Origin of the sequence: Micromonospora sp. CPCC 205558 (genome assembly GCF_036902955.1) — a bacterium.
GTDB lineage: Bacteria > Actinomycetota > Actinomycetes > Mycobacteriales > Micromonosporaceae > Micromonospora.
The window spans coordinates 68686-93401 of sequence record NZ_JBAKHR010000029.1 but is presented as its reverse complement, the minus strand read 5'-3'; the positions used below and the strand labels follow the sequence as shown (position 1 = coordinate 93401).

The window sequence follows — 24716 nt, the reverse complement described above, 5'->3', positions numbered from 1 at the left end:
CGGAAGCTCCTCACCATAAAACCACTTGAAGAACTCCGCCAGATCCTCAGAACTCTGAAAAGCGGGCATCGCCTCAACACCCCCACACCCGAGAAGAGGGGGCGACGCCATCCAACAATGACGCGGCCCCACCTCGGCCAAATGCAGTCGCGGTCGACACGGCGCATTTCCGGGGGTAACCCATCGGGCGGTCCGCCTCCTGTGTTGTCGAGCGTTCCAGGCGCAACCGCACCGTCCGGGGACCTGTTGCGCGACATGGCACCGACCAGGTGGCTTGCCTGACCATCTTGACGTCTGCTCTGGCAATCTAATGCCTCAGCCGAAGCGCATGATCATCTAATTGCGTTAAGAAGTTGTAACTACGAATGTTCAAACCGACGCAGATCCAGACAATCTGCCGCGCTAATGGGCGAGCGATCGTGAGGTGGGAGCGCTCAGCGGTCGGGGCGGCCGCCGGAGGTGATGGCCCAAGTCCATCCGAAGCGATCAGTACGACTGTGACGCTGTCTCCGGGAGCGCTGAGGCTCGCAGCAGCCGGGCGTCGTACGGCCAGTGGTTGGCGTCGGAGTCGGCGAGGCCAGGCAGATGGGCGGCGAGATCAGCGGCCGAATGTCGTGCCCGGCGTGCCGTCGTATCGACAGAACGTGCTACTTGACGGTCGCTGGTGCGTCGCGGCCGAGGCGTGCTCGGGCTCGGGCCATACGAATGGCCGCCGTCAAGGCTGTGATGTCGTAGGCGCCGTAGTGGCGGCGGCCGTTGATGAAGAACGTCGGGGTCCCGGACACTCCGCTGTTATCGGCGGATTCGATGTCGCTGTCGATGCGACCAGCGTGGGCCTGGTTTGTCAGATCGTCGTGGAACCGTTTCTGATCCAGGCCGAGGTCGCCCGCGTAACCGACGAGAGCAGTGCTGTCCAGCCCGTCCTGGTGGTCGAGCAACAGGTCATGCATCTGCCAGAACTTGCCCTGAGCGGCAGCTGCTTCGGCTGCCTCGGCCGCTAGTCGGGCTTGCGGGTGCACGTCTGGCAGAGGCAGGTGACGCCACACGAAACGCAGGTCGGCGTCGCCCAGCAACTGTCGGACGATTGGTTCGGCCCTCCCGCAGTACGGGCACTGGAAGTCGCCGTACTGCACCAGCGTTACCGACGCACCGGCCGGGCCGCGGACGTGGTCGTGCTTCTCGTCGACCGCTGGAGTGAGATCGATCAGCTCCGTCATGTCGCCGAAGAGCGCTCGAATGCGCTTGTCCGGCGGCAATGTATTGGTGATGCGGAACGCGAACCACGTCAGTGCCGAGGATGCGATCGCGGCGCCGAGCACCCCGACTTTGGCCTCGGCCAGTTGGTCGCCCGTGAAGGCCAGGCTGGCGACCAGCAGTGACACCGTGAAGCTGACGCCGGCGATCGTGCCGCTGCCGAGCACGCCCGCCCAACCCACGGTCGGACGGATGCGCCCGTGTGAGAGCCAGGTGATCCCGGCCGAGGTGCCGATCACGGCGAGCGGCTTGCCGACGACGTACCCGAGCAGTACGCCCCAGGTGACAGGCGACGCGAACGCCTGGGCCAGGAACGGTCCGTCGATGCTGATGCCGGCGTTGGCCAGGCCGAACAGCGGCACGATGACGTAGCTGGACCAGGGGTGGTAGATCCGCTGAAGACGGTCGTTGGGCGACAGCGTGTTCGCCAGGCCGATCGAAGCCGTGCGTGCGAGCGTGGGCGTCGGCTGCTCACGGAACGACCGGAACAGCCCGCTGACCTTCTCCAGCTCACTTCGGCCGGGAGAGTAGGCGAACGCGGTCAACCCGATGGCCAGTCCGGCCACCACCGGGTCGACTCCGCTGACCAGCAGCGAGCCCCACATCACGACGGCGAACGGCACGTACGCCCAGCCCCGTCGGACGCCGTTCGCGCGGATGGCGAACATGACCGCGAATGCCGCCACGGCCACCACGATGGGCAGCACCGTGATGTCCTCGCTGTAGACCAGGGCGATGACGATGAGTGCGATCACATCGTCGACCACGAACACGGTGAGCAGGAAGATCCGGACCCGGTCGGGAACACCCCGGCCGAGCAGTGCCAGCAGACCCAGCGCGAGGGCGGTGTCGGTCGACATGGCCACGCCCCAGCCATGCGCGCCCGGGCCGCCGTGGTTGATCCCCAGGAAGATCAGTACCGGGATCAGCATGCCAATCAGGCCGGCCACGCCGGGCAGCACGAAACGTCGCCGGTCGCGGAGGTCGCCGAGGTCGAACTCGCGCCGCGCCTCAAGGCCGACGACAAGGAAGAACAGCGTCATCAAGCCGCTGTTTATCCAGGTGTGCAGGTCGCGGGAGAGTTCGAGGTGCCCGAGGCGCAGCGACAACGGGGTACGCCATACGGCGTCGTAGGAATCGAGGTCGATGTTGGCCCAGAGCAGTGCGGCGGCGATGGCGGCCACGAGCACGCCGGCGCTGCCGGACTCGATTCGCAGGAATGCTCGCAGCGGTGACGCCAGGTTCCGCATCTCGATCGTCCGGCCGCTCCTGGTTTTGGTCACACGTCACCTTTCGACGTGCTGGCCGGGTCAGCCCGGACAGCGAGATCACGTGCCGCGATGGGGCAGGCGATCTCTCGCCTCAGCTACTGATCGCGCCGGCGCCGCCGTGGCGGTGGTCGGCGGCCTGTTCTCAGCGCGGCCCGACGAACTCGGTCCGCACGCTCCAGGCGAACTGAATCAGCAGGGTGACCGGGGACTTCTCGGCAATGTCGTGCATCACCTTGAGGTCGTCGGGGTCAGGCTCATCGCTGAGCGTGATCGTGCGTTGCAGGTAACGCTCTGCGCCTTCCTGCTCGGGTTCGTGGTAGTTGATCTCGACAGTGATATCGCCGGCGGTGTCGTACTTGTAGTCGACGTACTGCCGCAGCGTCTGAGCAGTGCACGAGGCGAGCGCCATCAACAGGTACTCCGTCGGCGTGGGGCCGTCACCGAGTGCGCCGTTGTGCGGTTCGTCGGCGACGAACGTGAAGCTGCGGGAGGTCATGTCCGTGCGCCGGCGCTCGGTGGCCGGAAGGACAACTCGGGCCGATGCGACGACATGATCATGAGCGGTTTCCATCAGCCGCGCCTTCCTCTAGATCCAGTGGTGAGCGTCCAGGGGTGGGGACCCAGCGGCAGCCGAGCCGCAGTCTGAGCGGTGGCTGTGGCCAGGCACATCACCCATGGCGAGTGCCTCCGAAGGCTAGCTTTCCCGGACTAGATAGTCCAACTGACGATCCGCCCCAGGGTCGCTGGCGCTGCGCGGAACCTGAGTGGCTCGGCGGATCAAGCTGCGATGGCAGGCGGATGCAATCCAGCAGGCCACTGGCCAACCCGATTGTCACCAAACCTCAGAGTGGACCAGTCGGTCCGTTGCTAGTGCACTGGCCGGGATTTCGAGGCGTATGTCAGGCAGTGTCGTTCGCTGCGAGCAGCCCGGTTGCGACGCGTGGGCCCAGCTAGCGGGTCGGCTCACCGGACGGCTGCACGAGGAACGATTTGATGTGTTCCAGTGCCATGTCCAGGGCGACTTCCATGGGTGCGACGTCGTGCGCGGCGTTCGCCAGCAAGTAGCCGCCCTGCAATGCACCCATCAGCCCCGTGGCCAACTTCTCCGGGTCGGCGTCCTGGCGCAGGAGACCACTGTCCCGCATCCGGTGCAGACCATCACTGATCAGCTTTTCCCATGCCGCGAACGTCTCCGACAGCGACGATCGAGCCTGCTCATCTTGATCGGACAGCTCAAGAGCCATTGACCCGAGGCCGCACCCGTATTTGCCGTTGTTCAGCGAGTTGGCCTGCACCAGCGCGTTACGCCACCGGACCAGCCCTGAGAACGACCTCAGCCGTTCGAGCCCGGCACGCTCACGCTGAAGAACAAGCGCGCCTCGATACTTGACCAAGGCGCGCACGAGCTCCTGCTTGTCGGCGAAGTGGTGGTAGAGCTGGGACTTGCTCGTCTGGCTTGCCTCGCGGATGTCGTCAAGGGTCGTCGCGTTCACTCCGCGCACGAGCATCAGCCGGTTCGCTGCGTCGAGGATCCGCTCTCGCGTCGCGATGCCCCGCTGACTGATCCTCCGCCTATTCGTCGGCGCAGCCACCTGCTCGTCGCTCATCTGTCAAGTGTATCCAGCGCGCCGGATAATGCAGGGAAAATGGGACCTCAAAGTCCATCTGAGGTCCCGTCGCATTTACCTGATGGTGAACGCCTCATCGGCTGGGTTAAGGCGTACCAGCATCGCTGGGTCCTCGTTAGCCAAAGTCCGTTGGACCATTTGGTCCTACGAATGAGGCTTTCTGCCGCTGCTGGGCCACGCGTCGTGAGCGGCCCTTCCGGGAGAGGACCGAACCCGGCTGGCCGACTCCTGTCCGGTGCCGCTCATTGTGGCCTGGGGCCGGCGCGCGGACCCGGGGTCCGCGCGCCGGAGGTGTCAGGCCTTCGCCCGCTTCGGGAGCTTCCACCCGGGGCGGGGGAAGTGGCAGGTGTATCCGTTGGGGTACGTCTGCAGGTAGTTCTGGTGCTCGGGCTCGGCCTCCCAGAAGTCACCCGCCGCGGTGACCTCGGTGACGACCTTGCCCGGCCACAGGCCCGAGGCGTCGACGTCGGCGATCGTGTCCTCGGCGACCCGCTTCTGCTCGTCGTTGGTGTAGAAGATCGCCGAGCGGTAGCTGATGCCGATGTCGTTGCCCTGGCGGTTCTTCGTCGACGGGTCGTGGATCTGGAAGAAGAACTCGAGCAGCTCGCGGAAGTCGGTCTTCTCGGTGTCGTAGACGACCTCGATCGACTCCGCGTGGGTGCCGTGGTTGCGGTAGGTGGCGTTCGGGACGTCGCCGCCGCTGTAGCCGACGCGCGTGGACAGCACGCCGGGCTGGCGGCGGAACAACTCCTCCATGCCCCAGAAACAGCCGCCGGCGAGGATTGCCTTTTCGGTAGTCACGTCGTCTCCTTACTTGTCGTCGGTGTCAGTGTTGGTGCCACTCGTGAACAGGGTGCGGTATTCGCCGTACCCTGCGTTCTCCAGCTCGTCGAGGTGGACGAACCGCAGCGACGCCGAGTTGATGCAGTACCGCAGACCACCCTTGTCGACGGGACCGTCATTGAAGACGTGGCCGAGGTGGCTGCCCCCGTGCAGCGAGCGGGCCTCAGTTCGGATCATTCCGTGGCTGGAGTCTTGACGCTCGACAACGTTCGTCTTGGCCAGCGGCTTGGTGAAGCTCGGCCAGCCGGAGTGGCTGTCGTACTTGTCGACCGATGCGAACAGCGGCTCGCCGGACACGACATCGACGTAGATGCCGGGCTCATGGTTATCCCAGTAGGCGTTGGCGAACGGTCGCTCGGTGCCGTCCTGCTGAGTCACGCGGTACTGCTCCGGGTTGAGCCGCGAAACGGCCTCCGGGTTCTTGTGGTACTGGGTCTGCGGGGACACAGCTCTCCCTTCACGGCCTTGCTACGCACAGCTGCGTGCCCAGGTGCAGCGCTCCTGGGCACGCAAGTACAGACACTCGCCGGGCCGGCCGTATTCCCGCAGCCGACACCCTCCGTGGACTTACAAGTCCAGCAACTGATTCGACACGATGCCCGAAGGCGGCCATGTCAACGACCATGAGCTGGGATTACTTCCGGCAACAGGAGTGACCGCCTGACCCAACAGTGGACTTGACAGACCAGTTTTGCCGCGGCTAGGTTCGGGACGTCCGGCGGGGTGCCTCCGGTGGCGATGAGCTGCCCGACTCACCCGCCGGCGTCGATCTCGACAGAAGTCCCCGCCAGTCTGGCGACATCCTCGCGCCCCAACCGCTACCGATCAGCGTCTGGTGCCGCGTCGAGGCTTGGCGCCGCCAATGCTGGGAACGGACAAGTGTCCCTCGTGAGAGTGCAGACGAGGACCGGATACAAGGAGGCGTCTGATGAAGGCGATTGTGGTGACGGACGAGGCCGCGGGAACGGCCGGGATGACCCTGGTGGAGCGGCCTGAGCCGAAACCGGCCCTCAACGACGTCGTCGTTCAGGTTCACGCGTCGGGGTTCGTCCCGACCGAGTTGACGTGGCCCTCAACCTGGACAGATCGCCTCGGCCGTGACCGGACGCCGTCGATACCCGGGCACGAGCTGGCCGGGGTGGTCAGCGCACTCGGGTACGGCACGACGGGCCTGTCGGTGGGACAGCGGGTGTTCGGCCTCACGGACTGGACTCGCGACGGCACCCTGGCGGAGTTTGTGGCCGTCGAGGCGCGCAACCTCGCACCGCTGCCCGGAGACGTCGATTTCACGGTGGGCGCGAGCCTGCCGATCTCCGGCCTGACCGCCTGGCAGGGGCTGTTCGAGCACGGCCGCCTTCAGACGGGGCAGAGCGTCCTCGTGCACGGGGCGGCTGGCGCAGTCGGTTCGATGGTGACGCAGCTCGCCCGTGAGTTCGGCGCCTACGTCATCGGCACCGGGCGCGCTGCCGATCGTCAGAAGGCGCTCGACTTCGGCGCGCAGGAGTTCGTTGACCTCGCCACCGACGTCCTCGAAGACGTCGGTGGAGTTGATCTGGTTTTCGACGTCATCGGCGGCGACATCGGGAAGCGGTCGGCGGGTCTGGTTCGAGCCGGAGGAAGCCTGGTGTCCGTCGTCGGGCCGGCCGAGGTGCATCCCGCGGACGGCCTCACGATCGACTTCGTCGTGACGCCGGATCGTGCCCAACTGGGTGAGATCGTCCGCCGGGTACGCGATGGGCGGCTGCGGACGAACATCGGCAACGTCGCGAACCTCGACGACGCCGTCGCTGCTCTCAACCCGACCAAGCGGACCACCGGGAAGACGATCATCCGCGCTCGCTCGTGAGGATTCGCGCGAACAGATGTGAGGACGCGCGCGTTCGGACGTGAGGACGCGCGCGTTCAGTGCCCGCGCTGGGGCGGGTGCGAACGAGGGTATGCCGGGTCCAGAACGTCGGCATACTCCGGGTGATCATCGACGAATGCTGCCGCGAACGGACACGTCACGGCGGCGGTCTTTCCCTGCCTGCGCAGCTCGTCCAGGACGCCGCCGAGAAGCCTGCTCGCTACTCCCTTGCCCCGGAACTCGGGGAACACGGATGTCGCCGACAGGATGACGCGGCTTCCGACCTCGCTGTAGACCAGCCCTGCGGCTGTCCGGCCCCCTACCGTGGCCTCGTAGATGCCGCCCGCGCTGTTGTTGGTGATGACGAAGTCTTCCGCGTCGGGCGAGGTCGCTGCCGACCGGGTCGAGACACCCGAGTCCTGCTCGGCGCTGGTCAACGTGACCATGTCTTCGGTGTTGCTTGCCATCTTCTCTCCTGAATTTCGCTTCGTTCCGACTGTTCGGATTCTCGGTGTTCAGGCATTCGGCAGCGGGAAGCTGACGACGAGCGAGCCACGCAGGTCGACCAGGGCCCGCTCAGCCGTGCGCACCAGGCGCATGACGACGTCCTCGCAGCCGGGACAGCGGGCGACGAGGCCCGGCGCTCGGTCGAATACGCGCATCGCGGCCAGCGGGCGGGTCGTCCGGCAACCTGCGCAGGTGAGCTCGGCAACGGTGACATCAGTCCCCATGAGCTCGCCGAGCGGTCCCGCCAGGGCGTTGCCGTCCACCCAGGATGGGTCGTCTGCTCCGACGTTGGTTGTCGACATGGTCATCCTCTGCTGGGTCCGAAGCGTTCGGTGCGGATGTTCGCGGGGTTGTGGCCGGTGTCGACGAGAAGGTCGGCCACGGTCTCGACGAATGCGGTGGGCCCGCAGACGAACGCGACAACGTTGGCATCGTGGGGCCATGCGACGCGGGCAAGCGTGTCCGCGTCCAGTCGTCGAGGTGGGTTCGGCCAGCCGGGGGGCGCGACCCGGGTGTAGACGTGGGTGACGGCGACACGGGCATCGTCCGCGGCTGCCGCAGCCGCAAGATCCGCCCTGAACAGCTCATCCGACGGGGACCGGGTCGAGTAGAGCAGCCGGGTGGGAGCCGTCGCCGCCCGCACCATCGACACCAGGGGCGCCACGCCGGACCCGCCGCCGATCAACAGCGCCGGACGCGGGTCGGCGGGTCGGCGTACGAACCAGCCGCCGAGCGGCCCACGGATCTCGAGCTGGTCACCCGGCCCGGCAACGTCGACGAGGTACGGCGAGACCTCACCATCGGTCACCGCCTGGACGGTAACCTCCAGCCGGCCCGGTTCCGGGGCGGACGAGATCGAGTAGCTTCGTTGCGCCGTGTATCCGTCGGGAGCCGTCAACCGGACGTCGATGTGCTGGCCCGGCAGGTGCCCCGTCCAGCCGTCGACGTCGAGGACCAAGGTCCGCGCCGTCGCAGTCTCAACCCTGGTGGCCGCGACGATCGCCGGCCGCCAGGTCAGTCCGCCCGGTATCGCTGCTCGCGCCATGGGTCACCGTAGTTGTGGTAGCCGGCCGTCTCCCAGAACCCAGGATCGTCGTCGAGACGCAGTTCCAGAGCGCGCAGCCATTTCGCGCTCTTCCAGAAGTACAGGTGCGGAACGAGGAGACGAGCTGGCCCGCCGTGTACCGGAACCAGCGGCTCGCCGTCGAACTCGTACGCCACCCAGGCCTGCCCGTCGAGAAGGTCCTCGAGCGGGATGTTCGTGGTGTATCCGCCGTAGGAGTGGGCGACGACGTATTCGGCCGAACTCTCGACATCGGCCAGCAACGTGTCGATGGAGACGCCCCGCCAGCGCGTGCCGAACTTCGACCAGTGCGTGACGCAATGAATGTCAACTGTCGTTTCGTCGGCAGGAAGAGCCGTGAACTCCGGCCAGGACCAGGTGGTCCGCTCACCAATCTCGGTGACGACGGTGAGCTCCCACTTGTCGAGCCCGATGCGAGGTGTGGGTCCCGCCGACAGCACCGGGAAGTCGTCAGTGCGGTACTGGCCGGGTGGGAGGTCGGCGTCGTCGCGTCTGCGGCCACCGAAACCGCGCGTGATCACTGACATGTGCCCCTCCCCGAGCGGTGGCCGCATGGCCGCGACCCCGCTGCTGCTGCCACTCGGCTCGTGGGTGAGCCAACTGGACCATATCGTCCATACTAAGCCGACGTGGAACCTGTCGGCAAACCTCGCTGGCTGCTTGCGACGTGCAGAAGCAGCAGAGGCAGCGCTCCGGCGGTTGTGACGGTGCGTGTGCGTGCGGCGGACGCCACTGAGGTGAGGGATTGTATGGACCTAATCGTCCATAACTTGGCCGCGTCGATCTCACCGGCGCCGACGCGCCTGCCTGCCGACAGTCGTCGACTATCTGCCGCCCATCGTGGCGGCGGCGAACCCATGGCCGCCTGGGATTCTGGATATCGCCGCTTGCCGGTGGAGCCGATGGCACCCTGAACGCGGGGAATGCGGTGGCGAGCCCGGGAAGGCGGCATCGGGATCACGGTGAGCGGCTTCTGATGCGTACCGCGTTGATCGTGCTGGCCGCGGTGGCGGTGGCTGTGGTCGTGGACCTGGTCTCCGGCGTGCTGGTTCGCCGGGTTGCCCGTGGCCGCTACAGCTGGCTGCTGGAGCCGCTGCGGCAGGCATGCCGCCGCCCAGCGACCACGGTCCTGCTGGTCGGGGCGCTGTACTACGCGCTGCCGCCCGAACCGGGCGGCTGGCAGCGTTATCTGCGGCATGCCATCCTGCTGGTCCTGATCGCCGTCGGTGCGTGGCTGGTGGTCAGGGCATTGCACGTCGCCGAGACGGTCGCGTTCAGCCGGCTGCCGAGTGATTTGGCCACGAGCCGGCGGGTCCGGCGGGCCCGGACCCAGATCCGTCCGGTGCGGCGGCTCACGGTGGCCGTTGTCACGGTCCTCGCGATCGGCCTGATTCTGATCACCTTTCAGCCGGTACGCCTCTTTGGCGTCTCCATTCTGACCTCGGCCGGGGTGGTCGGCGCGTTGATCGGCCTCTCCGCCCGAACCGCGCTCGGCAACGCGTTCGCCGGCATTCAGGTCGCCTTCGCCGACGGGCTGCACGTCGGCGACGTGCTGGTGGTGGACGGCGAATGGGGCCGGGTCGAGGAGGTGAAGCTGACCAACGTGGTGATCCGGCTCTGGGACGAGCGGGCACTCATTCTGCCGACCACGTACTTCACCGAGCGGCCGTTTCAGAACTGGACCCGGGACGAGTCGCGGGTGATTGGCAAGATCCAGATCCATGTCGACCACACCGCGGACCTGGACGACATGCGCCGGGAGGCACGCCGACTGGTCGAGGCCTCACCGCTGTGGGATCGAGACCGCTGGGTGCTCCAGATGGTCGACGCAACCCATCAAACGGTGGTCGTCCAGGTGCAGGCCTCGGCCGCGGACGGCGCCAGCGCCTGGGACCTGCGCTGCGACCTGCGCGAGGGGTTGATCGGCTACCTGCGCGACCAGCACCCGCAGTGGTTGCCCCGCACCCGCAGCCAATACCAGCCCTGACCTGGAGGTGTCCGGAATGGCCGTCCGTAGCGTCAACGCTCCTGAAGGGCGACCTCTGGTGTTGATGACGGCGCCGCAGAACGACGCCGCGTCCGGGGAAGCGGCCGGGTTGGCTCCGGGAGTGTGGTGACCGGGCGCGCGCTCCTCGTCGTCGGTGTCGTGGCCGCTCCCGGGGCCACGGCCGACCTGGCGCGGGAGGCCGCCACCGAACTCGCCGACTGGCTCCGCAGCCGGGTCCCAGAAGTGGACTGGGAGATACGCCTCCAGGTGGCACGGCTCGTCGAAGAGCCGGCCGACCTCGGTCAGCTCATTGAGGCGACCCGGCGCCGGATGCTGATTGAGGGATGGAGTCTGGTCCTCTGCGTGACGGACCTGCCGTTGCAGACCGCACGGCGGCCCGTGGTCGCGCACGCGAGCATCACCCACGGCGTCGCGGTCCTTTCCATGCCCGCACTTGGCCCCGTCGCCGTGGCCCGGCGGATGACCGAGGCCGGGGACCGGCTGCTCGCGGCACTGCTCGGCGATACCGACGCGGTCGGCGACACGGTACGAGCCGGCCCGCGCCGCCAGCGCCTGGCCACCGCACGGCGGGCCCAGGAACTCGGCACGCGCGTGAACCACCAGGGGCCGAGCATCGGCCTGCTGGCCGGGGTGATCGGCGGCAACCTACGGCTGCTGCTCGGCATGCTCCGGGCGAACCGGCCGTGGCGGCTGGCCGTCCGGCTGTCCCGGCTGCTGGTTGGTGCCTTCGCGACCGCCGTCCTCGCCCTGGTAAGCGCCGATATTTGGCAGCTCTCGGCGGCCTTGGGCAACCTGCGACTCGCCCTGCTCGCGGCCGCCTCCGTCCTGGCGGTGGTGCTGACCATGGTGCTCGGCGCACGCCTCTGGGAGCGGAGCCCGCGCGGCCCCCGCGCCCGGGAGCAGGTCGTCCTCTTCAACGTGGTCACCGTGCTCACCGTGGTGATCGGCGTCCTCGCGCTGTACGCGGCGCTCGCCGCGCTGACCGTCATCGGGGCGATCGCCCTCGTCCCCTGGGACCTGCTCTCCGAATCCAGCGGCCAACCGGCCGGCATCGCCCACCAGGTCAAGCTGGGCTGGCTGGCCAGCTCGCTGGCCACGGTCGGCGGCGCGCTCGGTGCCGGACTGGAGTCCGACTCGGCGGTACGGGAGGCGGCGTACCGCTATCGGCCTGACGCGGAGCTGAACGGCGAGAAGGGCCGGCCGGACCCAGCCGACGGGACCAGACCGGGACCCGGCGGTGAGTCCGGGTGACTGTGCAGAGATGCGTCTGAGTCGGAGCGGAGCCACGAGGCCGACTGACGACCCTCGTACCGTGCCGGGCGGGCGATCGCGCAGGTGTTCCTGATCAGGGTTGCTCTTTACTCCCGAACTGGCGCTGTGCCAGCTCGGCGATTTCGCCGGAGGCCTTGCCCATCATCGATCTGGCCCGCCCGAAGGCCGCCACCCCGAACCGACTGGCGACACCTATGCCCTCCGCCCCGGTCTCCAGAACCTTGTCCCCAACCTCGGTCCCGGTGTCGAGAACCATGTCGCGCACCTCCACGGCCGCGTCCAGCCAACCTCTGGCATCCCATGACTTACGATCACGTTCGATGCCGAGTCGCCCGTGGAAGTCGACGACGGTGGTCTCGACGTGGTTGGTCGAATGCACCACGGCGCGGGATGTGGTCGGGTTCAGCAGCACCTTCGCATTGGCCGTGCCGGCGGCGACGTCCATCTGGGACATCAGGCGCGAGGTGCTGCGGGAGATCAGTTCGAGGCGGTTTCGCCGGGCGGCCCGGATGGCGAGGCGATGCTCTTCCAGCTCTCCCGGAGACGCGTCCAGCACCCGGTCGAGTTCGAGCACGGCGACCGCATCCTGGAGTTGGAAGCAGCGGGCCAGGACGGCGAGCCACTCCTGAACCTTGCTCTCGGCTTCCTTGGACGTCTTGGCCAGGTCGGCGACGTTGGTCTGGGTGTCCAGTTTCTGGGCGATGGCGTCGAGCTGACGCAACGCGTACACCTGGGTCCGGGCCAGCAGCGCCGGCGTGGCCTGCACCTTGGACCAGGTGACCTCGGAGACCCGGCCTACCTTCTCCCGGATCGTCAGGGCCTCGTCGATGACGAACTGCACCCCGATCATGTCCGCCACCACAGCGTCGGTCTGAGCGCGGAGCACGGCGTCGACCTTCGCGTCGATCACGGCGAGGTAGTCGGTGATCTCTTTCATGGTCTGTTGCATCGCGAGTTGCGCCATGAGTCCGGCGGCGCCGGTCAGGATCGCCGGGTTGGTCAGCAGCGCGCTGGCGGATGGGGGCCAAACCACTTCGAGTAGGCCGGTGATCTTGCCGTGGTCGGTCAGCACGGCTCGCCTGACATCGATGTCTGACCCTGTCATCAGGTTGTACTTCTTCATCGCCTGGGCGGACTCAGCGGTCAACTGGACCCAGCGTCCGGAGTGCTCGGCGATCTCGGAGCCGGCTTTGGCGATTGTGGAACCGGTACGGAGGGTGGAGCTGAGCCGTTGCAGCCCCAGGTCTTTCGACGGCAGTCGCTCGGTGGTGAGGAAACGATCGACAGCCGTCGGGTGCCCGATGACCGCCAGGCCGTCGCCGTCACTGATCAGCTGGATTTCGTTTTCCACCGTCTGCTCCTTGGGGCGTGGGCACGGATCGGCCTCACGCTACCGTCGGCGTCGTCGGCGGCACCATTGCCCGCTCGTCTCGATGATCTCGGGCTCGTGCCCGACGCGATGCCCGTCGGTGGCCAGCTCGTTCACGAGCGGGTGCGGCTGGCGCAGGGGCGCGCTCGGCCCGTTTCCGCCAGCTGGATGCCGGTGGCTTTTCGCTGTCGGTCTCTTTGTGCTTGTCGCGCCTGCATGTTGCTGTTCGCATGTTGACCACTGACAACGGAGAGCCAATTCCGGGGATGGGATTCCAGCTATTTGTCGTCGTGTGAACACTCGCTGCCGGCTCATCAGATGGGATGAGCGTCAGGGTTTAAGGCCAAGGTAGGAATATGACCGCTTCGGGCGTTTGAATATAGGCGGCCATGATAGTGGTGATATCAGATCAGACGCGGCGCTCCGATGATTACCCAGGTGCCTGGCCATGCCCCCGGTGCCGGCCGGTCCTTTTCTGCGGCTTGTGGTGCGATGCCGGAAAGAACCTGCACCTCCACGACATCCGGTAAATGAGGACGGTCGCATCGGTATGTTTCGACATTCGACGGTGCTCCGGTATAGTGCCACCAATTCCCCTTCAGTGTGCCGGAAGGCGTCTGGTCTGCGTGATGACACCTGGGCTGGAAAGCGCATCATCGAGCCCGCCCTTCGTTGGGCGGCGACCACAATTGGCACGCATCGAGAGAGCCCAGGCAACTGTGCTGAGCCGGGGCTGGCAAATGGTTTGCGAGGTGGTCGGCGAGCCGGGCGTCGGCAAGACCCGGTTCGTCCGCGAGGTCCTGGCGCGATGCGCCCCCACCGTCCCCTGTGCCATCGGGACCTGCTCGTCGGATGAACGAGGAGTCCCCTTCCATGTGTTTCGACATGCCTTCACCGAGGGGCAGTCGCTGCGACGGGGGGTGCGTGGCGGGCGGCCCACTGGGCAGACCTGGGCGGAGTCCGTCGCCGCCGTGCCAGCGGCGCCGGGGCGGGCGTCGGACGCCCGGAGGTTCCGGACCTACCAGCTGGCCCGCCGACTGATCCGCCTGGCGGCCCGGGACGGTCTGGTGCTGGTCCTTGACGACCTGCACTGGGCGGATGCCTCCTCCGCCGGTCTGATCACTCACCTACTGCGGTATCCGGTGCCCGCCCCGCTGCTGCTCGTGCTCGTCTACCGCCCGCGGCAGATGGCGACCCCGATGCCGTTCGGGCTACCAGATCCTGACGAGCACGCCAACGCGGAACCGACGGCACACGATCGGCTCGAACTCCGCCCGCTCAGCCTCGCTGAGGTCGCGCTCCTGCACCCCCACGTCGACCAGGTGGAGCTGCGCGCCCGGTACGACCTGACCGGCGGCAACCCCGGCTACCTGGCGGTGCTGCCGAGCGGTCCCACCCCGAACAGCGCGGACCCGATCCGGGAAGCGCAGGGTGCCCGGCTGACCGACGCGGCGGTGGCCGTGCTGCGCCGAGAGTGGGCCGGCCTGCCCCCCGTCGAGTTGACCTGCCTGCGGGCCGGGGCGATCGTCGATGCGCCCTTCACCGCGGACCTGCTCGCCGAGGTCGCGCAGGTCCCGGCGCCACTGGCGGTCGAGGCCGGCTGGCGGTTGGCCCGCCTCGACCTGATCCGCCGCGTACCCGGCACTGGACGGTTCGCCTTCCGGCACCCGGTGCTGCGGATGGCTGTCGCTCAGGACACCGACCCGGCGTGGCAGGTGAAGGCGTGTGGGCGGGCGCTCACCGCGCTGGTCAAACTGGGCGCGCCACCCGTGGATCGGGCCCGCTACGCGGAGCGCCTGCTCTCCCTGCCGAACGGCGGCTGGGCCGACCGCTGCGTCAACGTGCTCTGCCGGGCCGCGCAGGAGGTCCGGCGCGAGACGCCGGACCTGGCCATCCGCTGGCTACGGCTGGCGCTGTGTGCGTTGCGGCCGACGGCCGGGCTCACCCAACGTCGCCAGGATGTGTCGCTCGCGCTGGCCCAGATCACCGGGGAGACGGGGGATCTGGCCGAGAGCAGGGCCCTGCTCCAGGAGATCGTGCCGCTGTTCCCCGCCGACCCGGAGGGACGGCGGGCGCAGGCAGTAGCCCTCTGGGCACGCGTGGAACGTCTGCTCGGCAACTACGCCGAGGCGGCGGCCATCAGCCGGCGCGAGCTGGCCGCCCTGCCAGCCGGTGCCGGACCCGCCGGCGGCTACCGACTCGCCACCGAGATCGGCGTCGCCGGCATCCTGGCCGGCCGCCCCCTGACCGAGCTGCCCGACGTGCTCACCGGTGACCCCGGCGGCTCCGGCGCGGACCGGGCCAGTCTGCTGGCCGTCCGCAGTCTGGCCGCCACACACGACGGCGCGCTCGACGACGCCCGGGGCCTGCTCGATGCCGGCGCCCGCATCGTCGACTCACTGCCGGACCGGGACGTGCGGGACCACCCCGACTGCCTGACCGCCCTCGGCCTGAGCGAGTTGTACCTCGAACGGCAGGCCGACGCCGTGCGGCACCTCGATCGAGGGCTGACCCTCGTACGCGCCTCGCACCGCGACGACGGGCTGTGCCAGCTGCTGCTCGGTCGTAGTCAGGTGGCCTACCACGGCGGGCGGCTGCACACCGCCATCGGTCTGGCCACCGAGGCGGGCATCGTTGCCCGGCGCATCGGCAGTCACCACCTGCTGAGCTTCGCCCTGGCGTTCGAGGCGGAGGCGACGGCGTGGCGTGGTGGCCTCCGGGACGACGACCGCGCGGTGGCGTTGGCCCGCAGCGCCGCCGGGATCGCCACCGACCTCACCAGCTGGTGCGGTCGTACCGCCGCGACGGCACTGGCGACCGCGGCGCTGCTGTCGGGTGATCCGGCGACCTGCGCCGAACTGGTGCTCTCGGCCGGCGGCGACAGCCGACTCAGCCGTCTCCAGGCGTCCCTGCGGCCCCGGTGGTACGAGCTGCTCTGTGCCGCCGCGCTCGCCGCCGGTGAGGTGGCTGACGCCGAGCGGCAGGCGCAGCTGGCGATGGCCGAGGCGGATCGGATCGGTCTGCGCGGGCAGCGGGGCTTCGCCGAGTCGGCGTACGGCGAGGTGCTGCTCGCCCGCGGCGAGGTCCGGGCGGCGCTGCCGCACCTGGAGACCGCGGCCGACCTGTTCCGCGCCAGCGGGATGGTGCTGCGGCGCAGCCTCACGTTGGCCTCCCTGGCCCGGGCGGCGGAAGCCGCGGACGAGCCCGGCCTGGCGGCGCGCGCCCGCCGCCGGGCGCTGGAACTGGCCCGGTGGTGCGGAACGGAACGGGTCGGCCTACGACTGGCCCGTCCGGTCGGCCCGCGCGAGGTCGCCGCCCTGACCGACCGGGAGTGGCACATCGCGCGGTTGGCGGCGACCGGGGCCACCAGCCGACTGATCGGCCGGCAGCTGAACATCAGCCCCCGCACGGTGGAGGCGCACCTGACCCGCATCTACCGCAAGGCGGGCGTCGCCTCCCGATCGGGTCTGGTCGCCTGGGTCGCGCGGCTCGATGACACCGATCGGTGACCGCGATGCGGGCCGGATGACGTCGTTCGGTGCAACGTCGACAGACCGGGCAGCACGAGGCCACGCCGCCAGCGTCGTGGCCCGACAGCCGCTCACATACTCGACTGCATCCGGTGCGATTCCCGTGGACCGGTGGTGGATGGAGGACGAGATGCTGCGCAGAAGGTCCGTCAGGAGCCCGCGTATCCTCGCCGCTCCGGTGCCGGCGATGCCGATCGCCGCCGCCACGGTGGCGCTGCTCGTGCTGACCGGCTGTGGGGGCGAGCCGGTGGACGCGGCCACTCCGGCGCCCCACGGTTCGGCCGCTTTCGGGCGGGACCGGGCCGCGCTGGTGCTCACCGCCTTCGACCAGGCCGATTCGGCCGCCTCGGTGGCCGGTGACGTCGAGGCGCTGCGGGCCCAGGAGGTGTCGCCCTCGCTGGACCTCAGCATCGCCGCGGTCCGTCGGGCCGAATACAACCAGCGGGCACAACCGTCCTTCCAGCACATCAACCCGGTCTTCGCGGTGCCACCCGGCGAGCCGTCCTGTTTCCTCGCCACAGCCACGCTCCGGTTGACCGGCTCCGAGCTGGCCCCCACCGACGTCAGCCAGTTCGTGCGCGGCGCCGACGGCCAGTGGAAGCTGAGCCACAACGTTCAGGTCACCCAACCCTCGCTGGTCGTCGCCCGGAGCATCGACGGGCGCCCGGCCACCGCGGGTGGCGCCGCAGTGGACGAGACCAGCCGCCGGGCCCTCGCCGCCGAGGTGTTCGCCCGCAGCATCGGGTCCACGACGGGCAACCGGTCCCTCATCGCGTCGAGCCCGCTGCTCGACGGCCAGTTCGCCGGTGGTTGGGAGGTCTACGGGCAGCAACTCGCCGGTGCCGGCGCGGCGGTGCAGCGGACGATGGACAGCGCGCAATGGTCCGACTGCGCGGTCGCGGTGCCGACCGGCACGCTCACCTTTCTGACGATCCACGCCACCGACACGCTGCGTCCGGCGCCGGGCGGCCCGGCCACCGTTCGACTGGAGCCGCAGAGCCCGGACCTGATCGCCACCGGTCATCGGACGGCGGCCAGCGGAAAGTCGATCCGGGTCACCCGGGTGGAGACCTTCGCGCTGCTCGTGCCGACGCAGGCCGTCGGCACCTCGGTGCTGGGGCTCAACGACACCGCGTTGACAGTCACCGTCGGCTGACCCCTGCCGCGCAGCTTCCACGGCGACGGCAGAAACCGGTGGCAACCCTCGGATCGGGGCGCACCGGACGGCGACGATGGCAGCAGCCGTGATCAGGGCGGGACCCGATCGGTCCGGCCACCAGGCTCGGGAGGAACCCAGATGTGGCGTCCGCGCTTCCGAACGGACTACGTGCCGGTGCGGCTGCCCGACGGCCCGCTGGTGGTGCTGGGGGAGACCCGCAGCCTCCTCATCGACGACCCGGTCGCCGCGGAGCTGGCCGACCAGCTCGACGGTGCCGCGCCGCTGGCCGACGTGGTGGCTCGGCTGGCCACCCGACACCCGGTGGCCGCCGTCGCCGCGGCCCTCGCCCGGCTGCGCGACCACGGCCTGCTGGTGTCCGGTGCGGCGCACACCTCGGCAGCCGAGGCCGCAGGCTGGGACGCCCGAGGTGTTCCGCCCGACGCCGGACTGCGGTGGATGGCCGGGGGACCGGTCACCATCGTGGACCTCGGCGCGCCCCGGGTGGCCGAGACCGCCGACGCGCTGCGCGCCCTCGGGCTCACTCCGACAGTGGTCGGGCCGGACGCACCGGACCCCGGCCCGGCCAACGCCCAGGTGCTGGTGCTGCCGTCGTCGATGCTCGACCCTCGCCTGGCGCCGTTCAACGACCGGCAGCTCGCCGCCGGCCGGCCGTGGACCCTGGCCCGGCCACACGGCAACGTCGTGTTCCTCGGCCCGCACCTCGTGCCGGGCCGCACCGGCTGCTGGGCCTGCCTACGGCAACGTTGGCAGGAGAACGAACAGGTGAACGCCTTTCTGCACGGGCAGGACCTGGACGGACCGCTGCCCCAGCCCGGCCGCGCGGTCCTGCCCGGACTGGCCACCATGGCGGCCGGGTTGCTCGCCGCCGAACTCGCGGTGCTCGCCGTCCGGGGCGTCTCACCCCGCCTCACCGGGCGGATGGTCGCCCTGGACACGCGGGACCTGAGCACCGAGAGCCACCAACTCGTACGCCAGCCGCAGTGCCCCGCCTGCGGCGACCCGGACCTCGTCCGCAAGGCCGAGCCACGGATCGACCTGCCACCCAGCGGCGCCGAACCCAGTCGGGCCGGGGACTCCCGCACCAGGGAACCCGCCGAGGCGTACGCCGCGCTCGTCCACCACGTCAGCCGGTATCTGGGTGTGGTGAGCCGGCTGACGCCGCTGGAGGCGACCGACAACGGGGTCACCCACACCTACTCGGCCGGGCACAACTTCGCCCAGCCCCGCCAGCTCGCCGCGTTGCGCCGCAATCTGCGCGGGCAGAGCGGCGGCAAGGGCCGGACCGACCTGCAGGCCCGGATGAGCGCGGTCGGGGAGGCGGTGGAGCGCTACTGCGGGGTGTGGCGCGGCGACCGCCCGGTGCACCGGGCGTCCTACCGGCAGCTCGGTCCGGACCGGGCGGTGCACCTGCGGGAGCTGCTGCTGTTCTCGGAGCGCCAGTACGCCGACCGGGACCGGCTCAACCGCGACCTGGGCCACCTGCACCGCGTTCCCCGCCCGCTGCCCGACGAGGTGGAGCTGGACTGGACCACGGGTTGGTCGCTGACCCGGGAGACACCGCGCGAGCTGCCCGCCGCGCACTGCTGGTACGGGCATCCGGAGCTGACCGGGCTGGAAGTGTGCTCGGCCGACTCGAACGGCTGCGCGGCCGGCGGCACCCTGTCCGAGGCGATCCTGCAGGGCCTCTGCGAAGTCGTGGAGCGGGACAGCGTGGCCCTGTGGTGGTACCACCGATCCCGGATGCCCGGGGTGGACCTCGCCTCGTTCGGCGACCCGTGGACGGCCGCCTGCGTCGACCATCACGCCACCGCCCTCGGTCGCGAACTGTGGGCCCTCGACCTGACCGCCGACCTGGGCGTACCCACGTTCGCGGCGGTGTCCCGTCGGGTCGACGGAGGGCCGGAGGACGTCCTGGTCGGCTTCGGCGCGCACCTGGACGCCCGGGTCGCGCTGACCCGGGCGCTCACCGAGGTGAACCAGTTCCTGCCGGCCGTCGCCGGACCCGCCTCCACCCGCAACCGGTACGGCGTCGACGACCCGGACACCGCGCGCTGGTTCGGCACCGTGCGGGTGGCCGACCAGCCCTGGCTGGCACCGGATCCCGGCCGGCCGCTGCACACCGCGGTGGACCACCCGCCGCTGACCACCGGCGACGTCGGGGATGACGTGCGTCGGTGCGTACGCCGGGCGGAGCAGGCCGGCCTTGAGGTGATCGTCGTCGACCAGTCCCGTCCGGATGTCGACCTGGCGGTGGTGAAGGTCGTCGTGCCGGGACTGCGGCACTTCTGGCGGCGGCTCGGCCCCGGCCGGCTGTGGGACGTGCCGGCCCACCTCGGCCGGAGCCCGCTGGCCGCCGACGAGACGTCGGCCAATCCGCTGAACGTCTTCTTCTAGCCGGCGATCCCGGGACCGTGGGAAGGGTGTGTGGGGGATGACCACAGTGGTGGACCCGGCCGGTCGGCGACCGTCGTGAGCGGCTCCGTCGGCGGTCCGCCGATTCAGGAGTCGTACCGGCTGCGCCGTGACGCGGAGCTGCGGATCGGTGAGGACGGCGCGCTGACGCTGCGGCAGACCCGCTTCCAGCTCACTCTTGAGCAACCGGGCATGGGCCGGCGCGCGCTGCTGCTGCGGCTTGCCGCCGACTGGGTCAACGACGTCGAGGTCGGCCGGCTGATCAGCGGCCTGGAGGGGGAGAACCGGGTGTTGCCAGCGCAGTTGCTGCTGCGCCGGTTGCTCGCCCACTCCTGGTTGGAGCGCCGGGTCCAGGTCGACGATCGGCCGCTGCTCGACCTGGTGCCCACCGGCCTGGGGCGGGGCAGTCTGCCGGAGACTCGCCTGCACACCCCCGGGGTCCGCTACCGGCTCTCCCGCTTCGCCACCCTTCAGCACGAACGGGGCATGCTGGTGGCCGCGTCGCCGCTGAGCACCCTCGTCGTCGGCTGCGCCGACGCCGCCGTCGGCGCGGTGCTGGCCGCCGCCGTGCCGGGCGTCGGACCCGACGCGGTGGCCCGCACGCTCGGCGTGCCGCCGGAAGTCGCCGGACGGATGCTCGACGAGTTGGCCACCGCCCGGGTCCTGGTCACCGACGCCGAATTCGAGGCGGAGTGCGACGAAGCGCCGCTGGCCTACTGGTCGCCGGAGGAACTGCGGCTGCACCACCGGTCCCGCGCCGGCCGGCACGCGCTGCCGGTGGGCGGCACCTACCGGATGCGGGAGCGCTTCGCCCCGCAACCGCTGCGCCGCGCGTACGACGGGGTTCGGGCTGTCGAGCTGCCACTGCCGGACCTGGCGACGATAGCCAAGGCGGACCCGTCGTTCAGCCAGGTCGTCGCGGACCGGCGCAGCGTGCGCGACCACGACGACGCGGCGCCGCTGCCCGTGGAACGACTTGCGGAGTTCCTGTACCGGTCGCAGCACACCACGGCCGTCGGCGAGGCCGGTGGGCAGGAGGTCGGCCACCGGCCGTACCCGGGCGGGGGCGGCGTCTACGAACTGGAGATCTATCCACTGGTCGCGCGCTGCGCCGGGCTCGATCCCGGGCTCTACCACTACGACCCGGTCGGGCACCGGCTGGAGCCGGTCGCCGCCTGGGGAGCTGCCGCCGACCGGCTGCTGGCCTACGCCCGGGCGTCCGGCGCCCTGCCTCGGCCACCGCAGACGGTGCTGGTGGTCACCGCCCGCGTGCAGCGGCTGATGTGGAAGTACGAAGGGATGAGCTACGCGATGATTCTCAAGGACGCGGGTGTGCTGACCCAGCAGATGTATCTCGTCGCCACCGCCATGGGGCTGGCGCCGTGCGCCCTCGGCGCCGGGGACTCGCAGGCCTTCGCCGAGCTGTCCGGGCTCGACCCGCTGGTCGAGCCGAGCGTCGCCGACTTCCTGCTCGGCTCGCGCCGCGCCACCGGCCCGGGCGCAGCGGAGGGCCGGCCATGAAGTTCCGGCGGCAGGCTCTGCGTCAGTTGGAGGCACCCGAGCAGCTGGACCGGGCGGTCCGGCTGACCACAGTGCCGAACTGGCTGGCCACCACGGCGCTGGTCATCGTCGTGGTCGCCGCGGGGGTCTGGTCGGTACGCACGGTGGTGCCCCGGACCGTCGAGGCGGCCGGGGTGCTGATCCACTCGAACGGGATCTCCGCCCTCGACGCGCTCGACGCCGGTCAGGTCACCAAGGTGTGGGCGTCACCGCACCAGCGGGTGCCGAAGGGCATGCCCCTCTACAGCCTGCGCACAACGGACGGCAAGGTACGGGTGGAGACCGCGCCGGGTGACGCGTACGTCGTCGCCTGGCTGGTCTCCGAAGGCGAGATCGTCACCCCGGGGACACACCTGGCCGACCTGGAACGACTCGACACCGCCGGGGACGCGTTGCAGGCAGTCGTCTACGCCCCCGCCGTCGCCGCTCCGCTGCTGCAACCCGGTGTGTCCGTCGAGGTGGCCGCCGCGGCCGCGCCGCGCAACGTGTTCGGCACCCTCGCCGGTCAGGTCACCACGGTCGGCGCCTTCCCGGAGACCGAGGCCTCGCTGCGCGCCTTCCTCGGCACCGGGCCGGACGTCCGGCGGCTGCTCGCCCGCGGCAGTGTGGTGCGGGTGACGGTTGCCCTGGAGCCCGACCCGGCTGCCCCGGGCGGCCTGCGCTGGACCAAGTCTCCGCCGCCGTTCCAGCTCAACTCGGCAAGCGAGGTCACCGCCTGGTTCACGGTGGACCGGGAACACCCGATCGACTGGTTGCTGCGGCGATGAGCGCGCCGACGACCGCCGCCAGCGGCGCACCGGAGCTGCCCAGGATCCGGCGTCGGCGGGTTCGCACACCCACCCTGATCCAGATGGAGGCGGTGGAGTGCGGTGCCGCCGCGTTGGGGATCCTGCTCGCGCACCACGGTCGGCACGTGCCCCTGGAGGAGTTGCGCCGGGTGTGCGGCGTCAGCCGGGACGGCTCCACCGCGGCCACCGTGCTCAAGGGAGCCCGCCGGTACGGAATGGTGGCCAAGGGTTTCCAGATGGACCTGGCCGGCCTGGCCACCGTGGCGTTGCCGGCGGTGCTGTTCTGGCGCTTCGAGCACTTCGTGGTGCTGGAAGGGCTCGGCCGTAAGGTCTTCATCAACGATCCGGCCACCGGTCCCCGCGCGGTGAGCTGGGAGGAGTTCGACGGCGCCTTCACCGGCATCGTGCTCACCATGGAGCCCGGCCCGGAGTTCCGGCCCGGCGGCACCCGCTACCGGATGGTGCGAGCGCTGGCCGAGCGGTGGCGCGGCCCGGGCTCGGCTATCGCGCAGATGCTGCTGCTGGGCCTGCTGATCGCCGTGGTCGGTCTGACCATCCCGGTAATGGCCAAGGTCTTCGTCGACCGGGTGCTGCTGCAGGAGGATCGGGCCGCGTTCGCCGGCCTGGTGGCGGCGGTGGCGGTGGCCACCGTGCTGACCTTCCTGGCCAGCCTGCTTCAGCAACGCCTGACCGTACGCGCGGAGACCGCGCTCGCCCTCGCCAGCGCCGCCCGGTTCTTCCGACATCTGCTGCGGCTGCCGCCGACCTTCTTCGACCAGCGGCAGGCCGCCGACCTCAGCCAGCGGGTCCGCGGCAACGAGGTGGTCGCCGAGGTGCTCACCCGCCGGGCGGCCACCACGGTGGTGGACACCGGCCTGGTGTTGGCGTACGGGGCTCTGCTCTGCCAGTACGACCTGCTGCTCGGACTGTGCGCGGTGGTCCTCGCCGGGCTGAACGTCAGCGTGCTGCGCTATGTCGCCTCGACCCGGTCCACCGCTGTCGCCGGCCTTCAGGCCGACCGCAGCAAGCTGGTGACCACCGTCTACACCACGGTTCAGATGATCGAAACGGTGAAGGCCGGCGGTGAGGAGGAACGCGCGGTGGCCCGGTTCGCGGCGCGTCATGCCACCGTCGCCACCCGTCAGCAGCGGCTGGGGGTGCCCACCGCGGTGCTCTCGGTCCTGCCGGCGCTGCTCGCGTCGGCGACCACAGCGGTGCTGCTGGGGTTGGGCAGCCGGCAGGTCGTGGCGGAGGCGATGAGCGTCGGCGTGCTGGTCGGCATGCAGAGCCTGGCGGTCGCCATGAACCGCCCGCTGGGCAATCTGACCGCGCTGGGCTCGCGGTTGCAGGACATGAGCGCCGACCTCAACCGACTGCGCGACGTGGAGCGGTACCCACTGCCCTCGGCCCAGGACCGAGCCGCCCGCCCGGTGGCACCGATGGAGGGGCATCTGCGCATCGAGGAGGTCACCTTCGGCTACAACCCGTTGGGCCGTCCTCTGCTGGAGAACTTCAGCCTTGACCTGCCGCCGGGTGCCCGGGTGGCGCTCGTCGGGCGGTCGGGCAGTGGCAAGTCCACAGTTGGTCGGTTGGTCGCCGGGCTCTACCGTCCCTGGACCGGACGGGTCACAGTGGACGGCCTTGAGCGGGTCGCGGCCGACGACGGCCTCTGGGCGGCCACAGTCGCCATGGTGGACCAGGACCAACGGCTGTTCGAGGGGACGGTGCGGGACAACGTCACCATGTGGGACCTCACGGTCGCCGACGAGGACGTCGTCGCCGCGCTGACCGACGCGTGCCTCTACGACGAGGTCGCGGCCCGTCCGGGTGGCCTCGGCAGCCCGGTACGGGAGAACGCCCGCAACTTCTCGGGTGGGCAGCGGCAGCGGCTGGAGATCGCCCGAGCGCTCGTGCGCAACCCCCGGGTGCTGGTGCTGGACGAGGCCACCAGCGCGCTGGACGCGGAGACCGAACGCCGAATCGACAGGCACCTGCGCCGGCGGGGGGCGACCTGTCTGATCGTTGCCCACCGCCTGTCCACGGTCCGCGACTGCGACCTGATCGTCGTGCTGGACGGCGGTCGGGAGGTGGAGCGCGGCACCCACGAGCAGTTGGTCGCTCAGGACGGGGCGTACGCGCGCCTGGTCCGCGACCACTGACCACG

19 protein-coding genes are annotated in these 24716 nt (G+C 69.9%); 9 read left to right on the top strand and 10 right to left on the bottom strand.

The window, feature by feature from the left end:
• Positions 1 to 647: 647 nt before the first annotated feature.
• The 5 genes from nhaA to msrB form a co-directional block, all read right to left on the bottom strand.
• Complete coding sequence (gene nhaA / locus V6U86_RS27060; RefSeq protein WP_334507967.1) at positions 648 to 2537, bottom strand: Na+/H+ antiporter NhaA; 1890 nt, start codon at positions 2535 to 2537, stop codon at positions 648 to 650.
• A 130-nt stretch (positions 2538 to 2667) separates the two neighbouring features.
• Entirely contained in the window at positions 2668 to 3096 is a 429-nt protein-coding gene (locus tag V6U86_RS27055) for an OsmC family protein (protein ID WP_334507965.1), read from the bottom strand.
• Positions 3097 to 3475: 379 nt separating this feature from the next.
• The gene (locus V6U86_RS27050) at positions 3476 to 4132 is read right to left on the bottom strand and encodes a TetR/AcrR family transcriptional regulator (protein WP_334507963.1); all 657 of its coding nucleotides are present in this window, start codon (positions 4130 to 4132) and stop codon (positions 3476 to 3478) included.
• A 315-nt stretch (positions 4133 to 4447) separates the two neighbouring features.
• Positions 4448 to 4954 (bottom strand): peptide-methionine (S)-S-oxide reductase MsrA, encoded by a 507-nt coding sequence (msrA, locus tag V6U86_RS27045; protein WP_334507961.1) that lies wholly within the window; start codon positions 4952 to 4954, stop codon positions 4448 to 4450.
• A 9-nt stretch (positions 4955 to 4963) separates the two neighbouring features.
• Positions 4964 to 5443 (bottom strand): peptide-methionine (R)-S-oxide reductase MsrB, encoded by a 480-nt coding sequence (msrB, locus tag V6U86_RS27040; protein ID WP_334507959.1) that lies wholly within the window; start codon positions 5441 to 5443, stop codon positions 4964 to 4966.
• 481 nt (positions 5444 to 5924) lie between these two features.
• On the opposite strand from msrB, the gene V6U86_RS27035 reads away from it, so the two are divergent.
• Complete coding sequence (locus tag V6U86_RS27035; RefSeq protein WP_334507957.1) at positions 5925 to 6842, top strand: NADP-dependent oxidoreductase; 918 nt, start codon at positions 5925 to 5927, stop codon at positions 6840 to 6842.
• Between the two features lie 56 nt (positions 6843 to 6898).
• Here the strand turns inward: V6U86_RS27035 and V6U86_RS27030 are convergent, their stop codons facing one another.
• The 4 genes from V6U86_RS27030 to V6U86_RS27015 are packed head-to-tail and all read right to left on the bottom strand — an operon-like array spanning position 6899 to position 8960.
• Positions 6899 to 7309: a GNAT family N-acetyltransferase gene (locus V6U86_RS27030; protein ID WP_334507955.1), complete on the bottom strand. Its 411-nt coding sequence runs from the start codon at positions 7307 to 7309 to the stop codon at positions 6899 to 6901.
• 48 nt (positions 7310 to 7357) lie between these two features.
• Positions 7358 to 7651, bottom strand: a complete 294-nt coding sequence (locus V6U86_RS27025; RefSeq protein ID WP_334507953.1) for a DUF6510 family protein — start codon at positions 7649 to 7651, stop codon at positions 7358 to 7360.
• Between the two features lie 2 nt (positions 7652 to 7653).
• A complete protein-coding gene (locus tag V6U86_RS27020; protein WP_334507951.1) occupies positions 7654 to 8394 on the bottom strand; it encodes a ferredoxin reductase in 741 nt (246 codons plus the stop codon).
• Entirely contained in the window at positions 8364 to 8960 is a 597-nt protein-coding gene (locus V6U86_RS27015) for a sulfite oxidase-like oxidoreductase (protein ID WP_334507949.1), read from the bottom strand. The genes V6U86_RS27020 and V6U86_RS27015 overlap by 31 nt, the downstream gene beginning before the upstream one ends.
• A 449-nt stretch (positions 8961 to 9409) precedes the next feature.
• Between V6U86_RS27015 and V6U86_RS27010 the strand changes: the two genes are divergently transcribed.
• Together V6U86_RS27010 and V6U86_RS27005 are read left to right on the top strand one after the other, a co-directional pair.
• Positions 9410 to 10420: a mechanosensitive ion channel family protein gene (locus V6U86_RS27010; protein WP_334507946.1), complete on the top strand. Its 1011-nt coding sequence runs from the start codon at positions 9410 to 9412 to the stop codon at positions 10418 to 10420.
• Between the two features lie 126 nt (positions 10421 to 10546).
• Positions 10547 to 11692, top strand: a complete 1146-nt coding sequence (locus V6U86_RS27005; RefSeq protein ID WP_334507944.1) for a hypothetical protein — start codon at positions 10547 to 10549, stop codon at positions 11690 to 11692.
• A gap of 94 nt (positions 11693 to 11786) precedes the next feature.
• On the opposite strand, the gene V6U86_RS27000 is transcribed toward V6U86_RS27005, so the two are convergent.
• Entirely contained in the window at positions 11787 to 13064 is a 1278-nt protein-coding gene (locus V6U86_RS27000) for a hypothetical protein (RefSeq protein ID WP_334507942.1), read from the bottom strand.
• A 548-nt stretch (positions 13065 to 13612) separates the two neighbouring features.
• Here V6U86_RS27000 and V6U86_RS26995 point away from each other — a divergent pair.
• From V6U86_RS26995 to V6U86_RS26970, 6 genes are all read left to right on the top strand, one after another.
• Entirely contained in the window at positions 13613 to 16591 is a 2979-nt protein-coding gene (locus tag V6U86_RS26995; protein WP_334507940.1) for an ATP-binding protein, read from the top strand.
• Between the two features lie 151 nt (positions 16592 to 16742).
• Positions 16743 to 17768: a hypothetical protein gene (locus V6U86_RS26990; RefSeq protein ID WP_334507938.1), complete on the top strand. Its 1026-nt coding sequence runs from the start codon at positions 16743 to 16745 to the stop codon at positions 17766 to 17768.
• 141 nt (positions 17769 to 17909) lie between these two features.
• Positions 17910 to 20186 (top strand): TOMM precursor leader peptide-binding protein, encoded by a 2277-nt coding sequence (locus V6U86_RS26985; RefSeq protein ID WP_334507936.1) that lies wholly within the window; start codon positions 17910 to 17912, stop codon positions 20184 to 20186.
• A 75-nt stretch (positions 20187 to 20261) separates the two neighbouring features.
• Positions 20262 to 21725 (top strand): SagB/ThcOx family dehydrogenase, encoded by a 1464-nt coding sequence (locus tag V6U86_RS26980; protein WP_334507934.1) that lies wholly within the window; start codon positions 20262 to 20264, stop codon positions 21723 to 21725.
• Positions 21722 to 22531 (top strand): HlyD family efflux transporter periplasmic adaptor subunit, encoded by an 810-nt coding sequence (locus V6U86_RS26975; protein ID WP_124773590.1) that lies wholly within the window; start codon positions 21722 to 21724, stop codon positions 22529 to 22531. Before V6U86_RS26980 ends, V6U86_RS26975 begins: the two co-directional genes overlap by 4 nt.
• The gene (locus V6U86_RS26970; RefSeq protein ID WP_334507930.1) at positions 22528 to 24711 is read left to right on the top strand and encodes an NHLP family bacteriocin export ABC transporter peptidase/permease/ATPase subunit; all 2184 of its coding nucleotides are present in this window, start codon (positions 22528 to 22530) and stop codon (positions 24709 to 24711) included. Before V6U86_RS26975 ends, V6U86_RS26970 begins: the two co-directional genes overlap by 4 nt.
• Positions 24712 to 24716 lie beyond the last annotated feature (5 nt).

Excerpts from the sequence above, each read along its gene's own strand:
- V6U86_RS27055 (WP_334507965.1), bottom strand. The coding sequence starts at position 3,096 with ATGGAAACCGCTCATGATCATGTCGTCGCATCGGCCCGAGTTGTCCTT.
- V6U86_RS27050 (WP_334507963.1), bottom strand. The coding sequence starts at position 4,132 with ATGAGCGACGAGCAGGTGGCTGCGCCGACGAATAGGCGGAGGATCAGT.
- V6U86_RS27035 (WP_334507957.1), top strand. The coding sequence starts at position 5,925 with ATGAAGGCGATTGTGGTGACGGACGAGGCCGCGGGAACGGCCGGGATG.
- V6U86_RS27030 (WP_334507955.1), bottom strand. The coding sequence starts at position 7,309 with ATGGCAAGCAACACCGAAGACATGGTCACGTTGACCAGCGCCGAGCAG.
- V6U86_RS27025 (WP_334507953.1), bottom strand. The coding sequence starts at position 7,651 with ATGTCGACAACCAACGTCGGAGCAGACGACCCATCCTGGGTGGACGGC.
- V6U86_RS27020 (WP_334507951.1), bottom strand. The coding sequence starts at position 8,394 with ATGGCGCGAGCAGCGATACCGGGCGGACTGACCTGGCGGCCGGCGATC.
- V6U86_RS27015 (WP_334507949.1), bottom strand. The coding sequence starts at position 8,960 with ATGTCAGTGATCACGCGCGGTTTCGGTGGCCGCAGACGCGACGACGCC.
- V6U86_RS27010 (WP_334507946.1), top strand. The coding sequence starts at position 9,410 with ATGCGTACCGCGTTGATCGTGCTGGCCGCGGTGGCGGTGGCTGTGGTC.
- V6U86_RS26995 (WP_334507940.1), top strand. The coding sequence starts at position 13,613 with ATGAGGACGGTCGCATCGGTATGTTTCGACATTCGACGGTGCTCCGGT.
- V6U86_RS26990 (WP_334507938.1), top strand. The coding sequence starts at position 16,743 with ATGCTGCGCAGAAGGTCCGTCAGGAGCCCGCGTATCCTCGCCGCTCCG.
- V6U86_RS26985 (WP_334507936.1), top strand. The coding sequence starts at position 17,910 with ATGTGGCGTCCGCGCTTCCGAACGGACTACGTGCCGGTGCGGCTGCCC.
- V6U86_RS26975 (WP_124773590.1), top strand. The coding sequence starts at position 21,722 with ATGAAGTTCCGGCGGCAGGCTCTGCGTCAGTTGGAGGCACCCGAGCAG.
- V6U86_RS26970 (WP_334507930.1), top strand. The coding sequence starts at position 22,528 with ATGAGCGCGCCGACGACCGCCGCCAGCGGCGCACCGGAGCTGCCCAGG.